Genomic DNA, 13,768 nt, shown 5'->3' with positions numbered 1-13,768 from the left:
TTTCCACTATTTGTTTCTTACAAAGCTCAAAAAAATAATAAGAAAAATAAATAATGTTTGGTCAATTTTTAAATATAATTGTTCGGTCTATTAAATTAGATAAAACTCTTTACAAAGATAATAAGAACTTTGGTGAGGCTGCAATATATTTTGCAGGCCTTATAATGATACTAGACGGCTTAGCTGGAGCTGTTGCTGCGAATACTGTTATTAAAACTGCAGTTGCAATGTCTGGCTTAACTGCCATTCTTACCTGGTTTGTATGGGGACTATTTATTTATGTTATTGGTGTAAAATTATTTCCAGATAAAGAAACTAAAGTTCCATTTAAAAAAGTTTTAACAGCTGTAGGGTTTGCTCATGCACCAGGGCTTTTAAGATTTTTTGCTGTAACACCAGATTTAATGATCCCAATTATATTTTTAACTCAGTTCTGGATATTTGCAGGATTAATCATTTCAACAAAACAAGTTTTAAATCTAAAATCTAATTTTAAATCATTTGGAATAGTCTTTTTAGCTTTTTTAATAATTGCTTTTCTTTCAATATCTTTTGTAATGAGCAAAATGAATGCTCTACCTATAAGCAATATCAGTTAAATCGGAAATATAGTTTTTGAAAGTTTACAAGAATTACAGGTTTTAAATCCTGTTAAAATTAAATTTTGAGAAACACTCAGGTCTTCTTTTTTACACTCTTCACAGAAATCATCTAATTGTAGAACTTCTTCATCATTAGTTTGATCATCAAAGTCTTTAGTCATTGTCAGTAAGGCCAGCGCCTGCTCCACCTTGTTTTAGGCTTTCATTTTCTTCAACAAACGTTTCTTCTGAAAGCTTATAGAGCTCATTCCATTCTTTCTCTTCAAACGAGTCTCTATTTTCTAAAACCTTTAAGTAAATATTTTCAGCAGACTCGATGATTTCGTTTTTAATGTAATTAGAATAAATATTGTTATTAAAGTTTAATAAAAACTCCCTATTGTCCATTTTTAAGAATATTCTTTTACCGATCACCTCAGCAGCCCTACTTACAAATGGTAAGAAAAGTAATGGATATGAGACTTTTTTAAACGTTATCTCATTTAAAGTTTCTAAAGTTTTAATCTGATCTAAAAAATTTACCCCTGCAATTATTGGACAATATTCATCTTTATTAGCCTCATTGTCTTGCTTTATGATGCTGATATTCTCTAACCTTAATTCTTTTTTTTTCTTAAAAAAACTATTTAAGTTTTTAATTCCAGGTAAGCTAAAAATCTCAAGTAATCTTATATTTTTTCCAATCTCTTCTGCAATCCCCCATGAATATCCAGCAGCCTTGCTCGATCTTTTAGAAACTGTATCTATTTCACTTAATGATCTCATGTTGATTAATTATAAACCCAATGTTCATCATAGTTTTTTAATTGTTCTGGTAAGGGTGCTCCTTGAAACATACATATTCTTAACCATTTATCAGAACGTGGATCAAATTTTAATGCTCCAAAAAATGATAACTTTAATCTCAGCATATCAATAGGCATTATTTTTTGGCCAATAGTATTGTCTTGTATTTCAGAATATGGAAATTTCTCTACTATAAATGCTCTTCTAACAACGTGTCTTAATTCATTATTAGTTGATAAAAATTTAGCAATGGTCCAGCTATTTTTAGTAACTGATAACAATTCATAAAGTTTTTTAATGTCTCTTGCAATTGCTAGAGGTTGCTCTAACTCAGCTCCCACTTCATCAAATCTATTTGCTAGTCTTGGCTCTTCTTTATTTTTTGAAATAAACCAAAAATTTAAATTATTTTCATCTTTAGAAAAATCTATCGTTAAGATATCTGGATATTTTTTTTCTAAAATCAGCTTTAACTCTTCTACCGTTCTTTCAGTTGGAATATTAAAATATTTTTCTTCTTCAGAACTCATTTCTTTAATTAAAGGTGAAGTAATATCATCATAAGGTTCCATCATCATTGAGACGACATATTCAATACATTCTTCACAATATTCTTTTTCTAAATACAGATACAGTTCATTAAAAGCATAATCTTGCTCAAAATTAAAATCATTATCTAGGTAAACAATAAATTCATTAAGATCTTTTAATAAAGATTTAATTTTATTTATTTGATATTCACTTTCTGTATTCCAAGAAGTGATATTCTTTATTGATTTTTTTAAACATTCTAAAAATAAGTTTTTATCTTTCTCTGATATTGTTTTTATCTCTCTTATCTTTTTTAAAGAAATCTCTCTTGCTGAAATCCAATTATTTAAAAGAGTTGGATGGTTAACAATAAATGGAGCCATTCCTAGCCCCGTAGAATTTCCTATTCCTAAACTTTTACAAATATTTATATCAAGTTTTACAGCTTTTTTTGGGTTCTTACTTTTTGCAACGTGATTAACTTGATCAAAAGTAAATTGCCTAACTAAATAAACCAACATCATTTCCAATCTAAAAGGCCCATATATTTCTTCTCGGTCTTTAATTCTAAACCTATCTGCTAAACCAAATTTACCTGACCCATAAACTGCAGTTGTTCTATATAAATAACCAACGCTAGTTATTAAATCATTATCAGGCTGCCTACCTTCGCTTAAGCATTCAACCACATGATTGAAAACTCTAACTGATTTATTAGCTCTTGAAAGGGTTAACTCTTTATAAGAAAGTCTGCCAAACTCTTGTTTTGGTACTTCGTTTTTTAATCTTTCAATATCTTGTTTTTTTGGTACACCATCAAAAAGCGTAAAGGCTGCATCCCATTTAGTAGCTATAACCCTGTCTGATCTTTCATTTTCATCTAATTCATTTGCAAAACAAATTAATGAATAAACTCTATTTTTTTTCTTAAATGAATACACCGCAGTGCCATAACCATGTTGGTTTAATTCAAATAAATCTCTTTTGTAATCCCAATCCTTAAACTCTTTTAAAAAACTTCTTAAAAATGAAAGTTTAGATTGATGAAAAGACCCTAGTCTTGATAATTTCATTACTACATTGGGGTCTCTTAAGGAGATATTCATTGGTTCATTTCTTTGTAAAAATTGTACCAGTTGTTTCCAAGAATTCCATTAACTTCATTTTCTGAAAAACCAACTTTTTTAAGTCCTGCTTCTAAGTTTTCAAATCCTCTTGCATCTAAAAACCAATCTGGTTGTTTTGGAAAACCAGGTTTATTTTTTGATCCTTCTCCATAATTTTTGCTTTTAGTCCAAGTACCATTTCTCATCCACTCAACAATAGTATCTGGTTGGTTTAAACAAAGATCTGAACCTATTCCAATTTTTTCAACCCCCATAATCTCAGCTGTCTTAGCTGTCATTTCACAAAAGCTTTCTAAAGGACAATCTGTTCCATCTTTTAAATGATGAGGATATAAAGATAGACCCAACATTCCTTTATGTTTGGATAAAATTTTTAATAATTCATTTGATTTATTTCTCTTAGCTGGATGCCAAAATGATGGGTTTGCGTGAGTTATTGCAATTGGTTTTTCACTTATCTCAATTGCATCAATTGTACTTTTTTCTGCTGAATGAGACATATCTATTACAAGTCCTAGTCTGTTCATTTCTTTAATTACTTCTCTACCAAAATTAGTAACTCCACTATCTATTGCCTCATAACATCCTGTCGCTAGTAATGACTGATTGTTATAAGTAAGTTGCATAAACCTGCATCCTAAATCGTAAACTTTTTCAACTAATCCAATATCATCTTCTATAGGTGAGCAATTTTGAAACCCAAAAAAAACTGCAGTTTTATTTTCAGATTTAGCTTTTTCAATATCTTTAAAACTTTTGCCATGAAAAATTAAGTCAGAATTTTCTGAAAAGTGATTTTCCCAGTTTTTTAATACTGTTTTTAGCTCATCGAAATCTTCATGATAAACAATGGTTACGTGGATTGCATCCAGTCCTGCTTGTTTATTGATCTGAAAAATTTCTCTAGACCAGTTACAATATTGTAAATTATCAATTTTAAAATTCATTGTGATCTTCTTTGTTTTAAAGAATATCAATAAGATAGATAAATTCTATTAATTTTATTGAAATTTTAGGCTTAATTTGAAATAACAATTTACGTTAGAATAAAATTACAACAAATGGCTAAAAATAAATTAAAAAAAGTATCAATTATTATGGGTAGTCAATCTGACTATAAAACCATGATATTTTGTCAAAATATTCTTAAAAAATTAAATATAAAATTTGAAACAAAAATAATATCAGCTCATAGAACCCCTAAGAGGATGTATGAATTTGCTATTAATGCAGAAAAGGATGGAATCGCGGTAATTATTGCTGGGGCTGGTGGATCTGCACATTTACCAGGAATGATTTCAGCCCTTACATCTCTACCGGTACTAGGAGTTCCAATTGAGAGTAAAAAGCTAAAAGGTCTTGATAGCCTTTTATCCATTGCACAAATGCCAAAAGGAATACCTGTTGGAACATTAGCAATTGGAGAAGATGGCGCAATTAACGCTGCTTTATTAGCTGCATCTATTATTGGTCTTAGTGATTTAACTGTCAAAAAAAAATTAAATCAATTTCGTTTAAGTCAAAGCAAATCTGTTAAAAAAAAACCAAAATAGTTTTAAAATATGTCTAAACCAATTCTTGGAATTATAGGCGGAGGTCAGTTAGGTAGCATGCTTGCTATTGCTGCAAATAAACTAGAGATTAAAACAGTTATTTTTTGTGACGATATTGATGCACCAGCACAAAACTTTTCTAATGATTTTGTACATGGTGAATATAATGATCAAAATAAGATTAACGAGTTTTTGAATAAAGTTGATGTTGTAAGCTATGAATTTGAAAATATTCCATATGAAACATTAAATGAAATTAATAAGATAAAACCTGTTTTACCGAAACCTTCTGTAAATAGAATAATTCAACATAGACTAGCAGAAAAAGATTTTATAAATAATTTAAATATAAGAACTACCCGGTATGTATCTATTGAAAAAAAATCTGATATGGAATCAGTTGAAGATTTACTTCCTGGTATACTTAAAACTACAACTCTAGGATATGATGGCAAAGGGCAACACCCCATTAGTAGTTTAGAAAATTTAGATTCAATTAATGTAGATTATTCAAAAAGTTATATTTTAGAAAAGCTTGTCAAACTTAAAAAAGAAATCTCAATAATTATTACAAGATTTAATGATCAAAAATATGAAATTTATGAACCCATTGAAAATGTACATGAAGATCAGATTTTAAAGAATTCTAAAATTCCAGCTGAGATTAGTGATAAAATATTAGAACAATCAAAGCTATGGGCAACTCAGATTTCTGAAGAATTAAAATATGTTGGAACTTTGTGTGTTGAGTTTTTCATTGATAGAAATGATAACCTTTATGTAAATGAAATTGCACCAAGAGTTCATAACTCAGGGCACTTAACAATTAATGCATATAATGTAAGTCAATTTGAAAATCATGTAAGAGCTGTTTGTAAGCTAGAACAGATACCTCTTAAAAAAGTATCAAATGCAATGATGACAAATATAATTGGTGACCAAATTACTAATTACAGAAATAAAGAACACAATGAAAATGAATTTTTCTTTGATTATCTTAAGAAAGAAGTTAAACAAAAAAGAAAAATGGGACACCTAACAACCCTTCTTAAATAGATATTACTCAAATGTTAAAATCAATCGAAGGAAATTTTGATAATCCAGAAGTTCATGAGTTTCTTATCAATCATTTCATTGAGTTAAGATCTGTATCACCCGAAGGTAGTGCTCACGTACTTGATATAGCTGGATTAAAAGACCCATCTATTAAATTTTGGAGCTTATGGGAAGAAAGTGACTTAATGGGTAGCGGTGCATTAAAATTCCTAGATAAAGAACATGGTGAATTCAAATCAATAAGGGTTAGTGACAGCTTTAGAGGTAAAGGAAATGGCACTAAAGTCATAAATCATTTAATTAACGAGGCAAAAAAGCTTAATATCAAAAAATTAAGTTTAGAAACTGGTGCAGGTGACTTCTTTTTAACTGCTAGAAAATTATTTAATAAGTGTGGTTTTGAGCCCTGTGAACCCTTCTCTCACTACAAAAAAGATATCAATTCTATCTATATGACTATGCTAATTAGCAACAAATAAGTCTTTAATTATTTAATCTTTTAAATTTAGTTGACAAAACCACAATAAATCTAAACAAAGCGTGAATTACTTAATTATAAGTAATAAAAGTAACACAACAATAAGTAAGAAGATAAATATGAGTCTACAAGGAAAAGTAAAATGGTTCAATCCAACTAAAGGTTTTGGTTTTATTGAAAGAGAAGACAAAGAAAAAGATGTATTCGTTCACGTTTCAGCAGTAAGAGATGCTGGCATGAATGGTTTAGACGAAGGTCAAGCTTTGACTTTTGATGTTGAAGATGGTCCAAAAGGTCCTTCAGCAGTAAACTTAAAAACTGCATAATATTCACACTTTTTATTGGCTGCGATTTTTAATTAAATTATTTTTTAATTATTTAGCTAAATATTTCAGCCAATACCACTCAATTTTTTATAAGAAATTCTTCTACTACTGTATTAAATTCCTCAGGTTTCTCTAAATGGACATTGTGAGAGCAGCCTTTAATTACCTTTAAATCACTATTAGGAATATTATTATTCAAAGTTTCCACTTGATTAAAATTATAAGCTCTGTCTTGATCACCCCAAATTATCAATGTTTCATTTTTAATATTTTTCAAACTTTCAATTCCGTTCCAATTTTTCATAGCAATCAATCCATTGTCAGCAGCTTCTACAGAAGTTTGTTTTCCAGCTTCCTCACAAAGATAAAAGTGTTTTGCTTTTTCTTCTTCTACAAACCAAGTTTTTGCTATTCTATATGCAGTATCTTTCAGTCCATTATTTTTTAACTTTTCTCTAGACTGATCAATAGTTTCAAATCTACCTGGTATATTTCCTCTTGGGCCAGTGCCATAACAGATTAATTTTAAAATTTTTTCTCCTACTAATTTTGCTATTTCTTGGACAATCATTCCGCCCATTGAATGACCTAGTAAATTAAATTTTTTTATTTCCTTTTTTTCTAATAAATTTAGTATTGTTTTAGCCATACATTCAATTGAATCACACGAGTTGACAGTATTACTGAAACCAAAACCAGGGAGTGCTGGGGCAATAACTCTAAAATTATCTTTAAAAAATTCTATTTGAGGGCTCCACATATCTGATGAGCCTAAAAAACCATGAACTAATACTAATGGAGTTCCGTTACCAGTATCTTCAGCAAATATATCTTGCATATTCATTATTTATTAATAATCATTGAATATATCAATTATGATTAAAAGAAAAATAACTAATCTATACGATGTTGAGTTTGTTCCATTTGATAATTATGGCTCTCCAGTGAAAGGTATGTATTGGCACAAAATTAGTTATGATAAAAAAAATGGGGGGCAAGGTACATATCTTCTAAAAATGGACCCAAATGCAAAAAGTTTACCTCATATGCACACTGGGTTTGAAGAATTTTTAATGCTGGAAGGAGAGCTAACTGATCCTGATAATAGAATTTTTAAAAAGGGTGATTTTGTAACATTTGAACCTGGTTCAGCTCACTCATCCCACACTAAAGATGGTTGCTTAATATTAGTTTTTATGAGAGGTATTAACCAACCATTGTGACAAAAATTTTAAACAAACTTTAAACAAAATTAAAAAGTACTTAATATTTATGATTGGAATTTTAGGTGGAATGGGAACCCAAGCAGGACTTGATTTTTGCAACAAACTAGCCATGCTAAATAGAGGAAAGATTGATCAAGAATATCCTCTTTTCATGCTTTATAATAAATCTAATATACCAGGTAGACCAGAATCAATAGGTGTTCAAACTAGAGCATTCTCAATACTTCCACGAAGTTCTAAAAATATCACCAGATATAACAAGGTTTTAAAAAGCTTACTTGAAGGTTGTAGATCACTAGAGAAAAGTGGCTGCAAATTTATTGTCATACCCTGCAATACTGCTCATTATTGGTATGAAGATTTAAAAAAAAAAATTAAAATTCCAATCATAAATATGCCTAGAGAAGTTTTTTTACATACAAAAAAAATTTGTAAGAAGAATACAAAAATTGGCCTACTAGCTACAGAAGGTACTTTAAAAACAGAAATTTATGAAAAATTATTCAAAAGTAAATATAAATTAATTAAACCACCGCATAATTTACAAATCAAATCTGTTAATAAAACTATTAAACATGTCAAGATGGGAAATATAAAATTAGCAGAAAAATCTATTAAACTAGCAATCAATTATTTGATTAAAAATAATTGTAAAAAAATCATATTAGGCTGTACTGAATTGCCTATTGCAATTTTTGCATTTAAGTCATTAAAAAATGTAAAAATATCAGAATTATATTTAGACCCAAATTTAATATTAGCTAATTCTTCAATGACAAGATATGGAAAATAAAAATGCTTTCTAAAACTAAAAAACCATATGTCATCTATATGGCTGAAATCATATATTCTTATGTTTCAATTATTAAAAAAAAAAATTTAGACATTGAGGCAAGAGAGGCTATTAATAAATTCATGGAAACTGAAGAGTTCAAAAAATTAAGCAATGGAACACTTCACGAAGAATGGTTTTCAGAACTTAAAAAAAATAATTATCTAGACCAAGAAACTGGAAAAAAAATACCTGAAGAAACAATTAAACTTTTAAATATTCAGAAAGATGTCACCATAAAACAATTAATAAAGATACCCGCTCTTTATGAGACAAAAGACAATACTTTAATTGAGGCCTCTAAGAGGGCACATCAATTTTTATGGCGTATGTGTGAGAGTTATGAGCTTTGGTGCAAGGAAACAAGTCAATCAGAGCAACTTATTTTAAATATTACTGATTAGATAGATTTAAAACTTTATTTGTTTTTTCTATTCTACGTTTAACTAATGCATAGAACTCATCATAATTTTCATCTTCTTCAATTATAGTTTCTTTATTGTCTATTAAACTCTTGATATTCTCAGTGGGAGTTTTACCAGTTATTTTCTTTACAGCCTTACTGGATCCATAAGAGAGACTAGCTTGATAGATATTTCCAGTATTTGCAAATGTGTATGCTGGCCCTAAAAGAGCTGTGCTTTGTATGCATCCATTAAGAAAGCAAAAAACAAATAATCCAATAATTATTTTTTTTAAAATCATTATAACCCTTCTTAACTCTAAGTATTTTAAAACACAACTCAAGGGCGAAAGTGTTCATTTTGGATATTAATGTCTAATATTGATGTAAAATATAACTTATAAGCTCACTATGGTTAAAATTTTTCCATTCATCTTTATAATTTTGTGGTCTTCAGCATTTGTTACAACAAAACCTATAATAGATAATAGTGATCCTTTTGCTGCATTAGCCTTTAGATTTTTTGTTGTAGCTTTTGGTTTTTTTATTTTTTCAATTTATGCAAAACAAAAAATTTTAACCAATACAAAGAACCTTCTGCAATCACTTTTTAGTGGTGTGCTTTTTCATGGCGTTTATTTGGGAGGTGTTTTTTACTCTGTTTCAATTGGAATGCCAACAGGAATTGCAGCATTAATTGTAACCTTACAACCAATCTTAACTAATGCTTTAGCGGGAAAATTTTTAAATGAAAAAGTTACTTTCGGACAATGGATTGGAGTAATCCTTGGATTTATAGGTGCCGCTTTAGTTTTAGGTTTTGATGTTGGATCAAGCCTTCCTTTTTTTGGAGTGATAGCTTCTTTTATAGCTCTGTTAGCTATTACAACTTCTACCTTGTGGCAAAAAAAGATAAGTAATAATTTACCTTTATCAGTTAGCAATATGTATCAAGCAATGGGTGGTTGTTTTTTTCATATACTGGTTGTTTTTATTTTTAGTGAACCTTTTATTAATTTTACACCTACATTTCTGATAGCAATGAGTCATCAGATATTTCTTGTATCTTTTGGAGCATTCACAATCTTAATGTATTTAATTAAAAATAACTCTGCAAGTAAAACTGTTTCTATATTTTTTTTAATACCACCAACTACAGCAATAATGGCTTGGTTATTTTTAAATGAAAAATTAAATAATCTAGATCTAATTGGTTTTGCTGTGGCAACTCTTGGTGTTTATATTGCAACTAGAAAGTAATAAATTTTAAACTCCTTTATACCCAAACTCTAAGCAAGCATCGGTAATAGAATGATAAAAAAATTCTCCAAAACTTCTTAGAGTGAATATTCTAACTTTATCTGGATTATCATCTAACATATCAATTGTGACCGACATTCCGTTGTAAGTTGAATTTAGACAAGTATCTTTTTTCAATTCATTAAAATTAAAGGGGCATCCTTTTTTTAATATCTCTTTTGTATTTTTTCCCTCTATTTGAATTATTGTTCTACTATGAGATATATTTGTTATAGCAAAATCTGCCTCTACTAGTTTTTCATTAATTTCTTTTAAAATTTCTTTTTTTGAAGAAACTAAAAGCCAGGTATTTGGGCCATTCCATAAAATTCTTGTATTAGTGTTACAGTTTATATTTAGAGTTTCATTTTTTAAGCTCAGATTATCTATCTTAATATTTTGAATGGCTGTTAAGGAGCTCTTATATTTGACTATTTGAATGATTAAAAAATCTTTTAGTTCACTCACTTTTAGCAGCTCATCATCATTTTTTCCCTCATGGTCACCAAATAGTCCTTTGTTATGGATGGCATTTAAAGCAGAAATTGAGCTCATGATCTTACCCTTTCACCCTTTGGATCTACGTAGTGTGATGAAACTATCTCTACAGGTATTGTTTTGTTTTTTAGAGGTGACATTGCAAATAGTTTTTGTCCTATCATATTTTTTCCATCCTTAAGTATTGCTAATGAAAATGGGTTATCATATTCAACACTCCAACATGATGCAGAGATATATCCTAATTTAGGATTTGGTATTGGAGCCATTGCATCTTTAACCAAATGAGATCCTTCAGGGATACTTGTTTTCTTATCAATTGGAACAACACCTACTACTTTTTGTCTATCTTCTGCTATGAATGCTTCTCTATCTAAAGAACGTTTTCCTATAAAGTCTTTCTTTTTACTAACCAATCCTTCTAAAGAATTATCATATGGAATGGTTCTGCCATCTAGTTCTGATCCTGCTATGTGACCCATTTCAATTCTTAGAGTTGATAATGCTTCAGTTCCATAGGGTTGGATTTTAAATTCTTGTCCTACTTCCATTATTTTTTCCCACATAAAGTTTCCATTGTCAGATTCGACATTAACCTCATAAGCAAGTTCTCCTGAAAATGAAATTCTAAAAATTCGTGCATGTACTCCAAATAAATCAGCTTCAAGATATCCCATAAAAGGTAAACCGTCGTTAGAAGCATCAATATTTGGAAATAGCTTTTGCAATAGATCTCTAGATTTTGGTCCTGCGATTGCTGCACCAGCCCATTGCTCTGTAGTTGATACTACATTTACATTTAGCTCTGGCCATACAAGTTGTAAATAATATTCTAGATGAGATAAAACATTTGCTGCTTGAGCTGTTGTTGTTGTCATATGATAATGATTTTCAGAAATTCTTGTTGTTGTTCCGTCATCCATAACAATTCCATCTTCTCTTAGCATTACACCATATCTTGCTTTACCAATTGGCAATTTTAACCAAGCATTAGTGTAAACACGATTTAGTAGTTCTGCAGCATCAGGTCCTTTAATATCAATTTTACCCAAAGTAGTTACGTCACAAACTCCTACATTTGTTCTAACGTTTTTAGCTTCTCTTTTTGAACCTTCAAATAAAGTTTCTTCTCCAATTTTGTAATATCTTGGTCTTAACCAGACGCCTGCATCTACAAACACTGCATTATTTTTTTCATGCCAAGTGTGCATAGGTGATTTTCTTGTTGGTTTAGAATGTTTGCCAATTTCTCTTCCAACAATCGCACCAATAGTAATTGGCGTATAAGGAGGTCTAAAAGTTGTGTGACCTACTTCTGGTACTATTTTGTTTTCTATGTTGGATACTAGTTGCAAACCATTGAGATTACTTGTTTTTCCTTGGTCAGTGGCCATTCCAAGTGTCGTGTATCTTTTTACATGTTCAATAGATCGATAACCTTCTTTTAGTGCAATTTCTATATCAGAAACTGCTACATCATTTTGGAAATCTAAAAATCTTTTATATGTTTTTCCTTTAGGCAAAGGTACACACCAAAATTTATCGTGAGTAGTTGATTTTTTTTCCATAACTATTGGCGATGATATTTTATTGTCATTATTGGTTATTTTTTTTGAAAGTTCATATCCACTTTCAAATGAATTTTTTAAAGTTTCTTCTAACGTAAAAGTTCCATTTGCTGCACCTAAAGTTGTTTCATTTTGTTTTGATAGTCCTGGCACAAATGCATCTATATCTTTATTAAAGGTGGTTTTATTTCCTGATTGAGACGCTAAGTGTATTGTTGGGGTCCAAAAGCCTGAAACACAAATACAATCACAATTAATAGTTTCTAAAGTTCCTAATTCATTTTTATCATCTGAAATTTTGGCAACTTCAGCAGATTTAACTTTTTTATAACCTTTAGCTGCAACAACTACGTAAGAGAATTTAATTTGAATATCTAATTTTTTTGCTTCATCTATGATTTCTGACTTAGGTTCTTTTCTAGTATCTAAAATAATTGGATCAACACCATTTTTTTTAAATTCTATAGCCGTTTCATATCCACTATCATTATTTGTAAATATTAAAGGTTTTTTACCAACTAAAACTCCATAGACTTTTAAATATTCCTTCGCTGCAGAAGATAACATCACACCTGGTGTGTCATTGTTTCCAAATACTAAAGGTCTTTCAATTGATCCTGATGAGATTAAAACTTCTTTAGCTCTAATATACCAAAGTCTTTGTTTTGGATTATATTTTTTAGTTTTAGGTAGGTGATCACTTAATTTTTCTGTCATCACTAACATATTATGATCGTAGTAACCAAATACTTGAGATCTATTCTTAACAATAACATTGGGCATTTCTTTAAGTTCAGAAATAATATTTTCTGCCCATTCTTTTCCTGTTTGATTTCCAATATTAACTTCACTCGTTAATAAAGTTCCACCAAATCTAGGTTTGTCTTCTGCTAAGATTACTCTTGCACCATTTTTAGCAGCAGCATATGCGCTTGCTAAACCAGAAGGTCCTGAACCTGCAATTAGTAAATCACAATACTCATATTTGTGTTCGTACCTTTCTTTATCATGTTTAGTTGATGCAACTCCAAGTCCTGCTGCTTTTCTTATAAATGGTTCATAAACTTTGTACCAAAAACTTTTTGGCCACATAAACGTTTTGTAATAAAATCCTGCTGGAAGAAATATCTTTAAGAAATTATTAATTGCTCCAATATCAAAATTTACACTTGGCCAACAATTAACACTTGTTGCTTCCAAACCTTCAAAGAGTTCTTGTTCTGTAGTTTTTACATTCGGCTCAGTTTCATTATTTCTGTATAGTTGAACAATTGCGTATGGTTCATCCACCCCTGCACCAAAAAAGCCTCTAGGTCTATGATATTTAAAGCTTCTTCCTATTAAATGAACTCCATTAGCAAGTAATGCTGATGCTAAGGTGTCACCCTCATAACCAAAGTAAGTTACTCCATTAAATTTAAATGAGATTTTTTTATCTCTATTTATTAATCCAATATTATCCAATCTATAATTTTGAGTCATA

Annotated in this window: 17 protein-coding genes; 9 read left to right on the top strand and 8 right to left on the bottom strand. The window is 29.8% G+C overall.

What is annotated here, in order from left to right; all coding sequences use genetic code 11:
* Window positions 1-53: 53 nt before the first annotated feature.
* Window positions 54-599: a hypothetical protein gene (locus tag AC5YF9_RS02070; protein WP_168607360.1), complete on the top strand. Its 546-nt coding sequence runs from the start codon at window positions 54-56 to the stop codon at window positions 597-599.
* On the opposite strand, the gene AC5YF9_RS02065 is transcribed toward AC5YF9_RS02070, so the two are convergent.
* From AC5YF9_RS02065 to AC5YF9_RS02050, 4 genes are read right to left on the bottom strand one after another with little or no spacing between them, the layout of a single operon-like run.
* Window positions 596-763, bottom strand: coding sequence for a hypothetical protein (locus tag AC5YF9_RS02065; RefSeq protein ID WP_415304382.1), 168 nt, complete (start codon window positions 761-763; stop codon window positions 596-598). The genes AC5YF9_RS02070 and AC5YF9_RS02065 overlap by 4 nt on opposite strands.
* Window positions 756-1,367 (bottom strand): DUF3726 domain-containing protein, encoded by a 612-nt coding sequence (locus AC5YF9_RS02060; protein WP_496169928.1) that lies wholly within the window; start codon window positions 1,365-1,367, stop codon window positions 756-758. The genes AC5YF9_RS02065 and AC5YF9_RS02060 overlap by 8 nt, the downstream gene beginning before the upstream one ends.
* A gap of 5 nt (window positions 1,368-1,372) precedes the next feature.
* Entirely contained in the window at window positions 1,373-3,025 is a 1,653-nt protein-coding gene (locus AC5YF9_RS02055; RefSeq protein WP_415304380.1) for a hypothetical protein, read from the bottom strand.
* Window positions 3,022-3,993 (bottom strand): membrane dipeptidase, encoded by a 972-nt coding sequence (locus tag AC5YF9_RS02050; RefSeq protein WP_415304379.1) that lies wholly within the window; start codon window positions 3,991-3,993, stop codon window positions 3,022-3,024. Before AC5YF9_RS02050 ends, AC5YF9_RS02055 begins: the two co-directional genes overlap by 4 nt.
* Before the next feature lie 114 nt (window positions 3,994-4,107).
* Between AC5YF9_RS02050 and purE the strand changes: the two genes are divergently transcribed.
* From purE to AC5YF9_RS02030, 4 genes are all read left to right on the top strand, one after another.
* On the top strand, window positions 4,108-4,599 hold the full coding sequence (gene purE / locus AC5YF9_RS02045) for a 5-(carboxyamino)imidazole ribonucleotide mutase (RefSeq protein WP_415304378.1): 492 nt from the start codon (window positions 4,108-4,110) through the stop codon (window positions 4,597-4,599).
* 9 nt (window positions 4,600-4,608) lie between these two features.
* Window positions 4,609-5,655: a 5-(carboxyamino)imidazole ribonucleotide synthase gene (locus tag AC5YF9_RS02040; RefSeq protein WP_415304377.1), complete on the top strand. Its 1,047-nt coding sequence runs from the start codon at window positions 4,609-4,611 to the stop codon at window positions 5,653-5,655.
* A gap of 11 nt (window positions 5,656-5,666) precedes the next feature.
* On the top strand, window positions 5,667-6,134 hold the full coding sequence (locus tag AC5YF9_RS02035; RefSeq protein ID WP_415304376.1) for a GNAT family N-acetyltransferase: 468 nt from the start codon (window positions 5,667-5,669) through the stop codon (window positions 6,132-6,134).
* Window positions 6,135-6,252: 118 nt separating this feature from the next.
* A complete protein-coding gene (locus tag AC5YF9_RS02030; protein ID WP_008545539.1) occupies window positions 6,253-6,459 on the top strand; it encodes a cold-shock protein in 207 nt (68 codons plus the stop codon).
* Between the two features lie 79 nt (window positions 6,460-6,538).
* On the opposite strand, the gene AC5YF9_RS02025 is transcribed toward AC5YF9_RS02030, so the two are convergent.
* Entirely contained in the window at window positions 6,539-7,303 is a 765-nt protein-coding gene (locus AC5YF9_RS02025; protein ID WP_415304375.1) for an alpha/beta fold hydrolase, read from the bottom strand.
* A gap of 31 nt (window positions 7,304-7,334) precedes the next feature.
* On the opposite strand from AC5YF9_RS02025, the gene AC5YF9_RS02020 reads away from it, so the two are divergent.
* Genes AC5YF9_RS02020 through AC5YF9_RS02010 form a run of 3 tightly spaced genes read left to right on the top strand, consistent with a single transcriptional unit; the run spans window position 7,335 to window position 8,921 of the window.
* Window positions 7,335-7,682 (top strand): cupin domain-containing protein, encoded by a 348-nt coding sequence (locus tag AC5YF9_RS02020; RefSeq protein WP_415304374.1) that lies wholly within the window; start codon window positions 7,335-7,337, stop codon window positions 7,680-7,682.
* Between the two features lie 49 nt (window positions 7,683-7,731).
* Window positions 7,732-8,478 carry an aspartate/glutamate racemase family protein gene (locus AC5YF9_RS02015; RefSeq protein WP_415304373.1) on the top strand — a complete coding sequence of 249 codons (747 nt, stop codon included), beginning with the start codon at window positions 7,732-7,734 and terminating at the stop codon, window positions 8,476-8,478.
* A 2-nt stretch (window positions 8,479-8,480) separates the two neighbouring features.
* A complete protein-coding gene (locus AC5YF9_RS02010; protein ID WP_415304372.1) occupies window positions 8,481-8,921 on the top strand; it encodes a hypothetical protein in 441 nt (146 codons plus the stop codon).
* On the opposite strand, the gene AC5YF9_RS02005 is transcribed toward AC5YF9_RS02010, so the two are convergent.
* Window positions 8,911-9,222: a hypothetical protein gene (locus AC5YF9_RS02005; RefSeq protein ID WP_415304371.1), complete on the bottom strand. Its 312-nt coding sequence runs from the start codon at window positions 9,220-9,222 to the stop codon at window positions 8,911-8,913. The two genes, AC5YF9_RS02010 and AC5YF9_RS02005, sit on opposite strands and share 11 nt — an antisense overlap.
* A 109-nt stretch (window positions 9,223-9,331) precedes the next feature.
* Between AC5YF9_RS02005 and AC5YF9_RS02000 the strand changes: the two genes are divergently transcribed.
* The gene (locus tag AC5YF9_RS02000; protein WP_415304370.1) at window positions 9,332-10,180 is read left to right on the top strand and encodes a DMT family transporter; all 849 of its coding nucleotides are present in this window, start codon (window positions 9,332-9,334) and stop codon (window positions 10,178-10,180) included.
* A 6-nt stretch (window positions 10,181-10,186) separates the two neighbouring features.
* Here the strand turns inward: AC5YF9_RS02000 and AC5YF9_RS01995 are convergent, their stop codons facing one another.
* Window positions 10,187-10,774: a sarcosine oxidase subunit gamma family protein gene (locus AC5YF9_RS01995; protein WP_415304369.1), complete on the bottom strand. Its 588-nt coding sequence runs from the start codon at window positions 10,772-10,774 to the stop codon at window positions 10,187-10,189.
* Window positions 10,771-13,767 carry a sarcosine oxidase subunit alpha family protein gene (locus AC5YF9_RS01990; RefSeq protein WP_415304368.1) on the bottom strand — a complete coding sequence of 999 codons (2,997 nt, stop codon included), beginning with the start codon at window positions 13,765-13,767 and terminating at the stop codon, window positions 10,771-10,773. The genes AC5YF9_RS01995 and AC5YF9_RS01990 overlap by 4 nt, the downstream gene beginning before the upstream one ends.
* Window position 13,768: the final 1 nt, after the last annotated feature.

This window comes from Candidatus Pelagibacter sp. uisw_098 (genome assembly GCF_059512505.1).
This window is presented reverse-complemented; position numbering and strand designations above follow the sequence as displayed.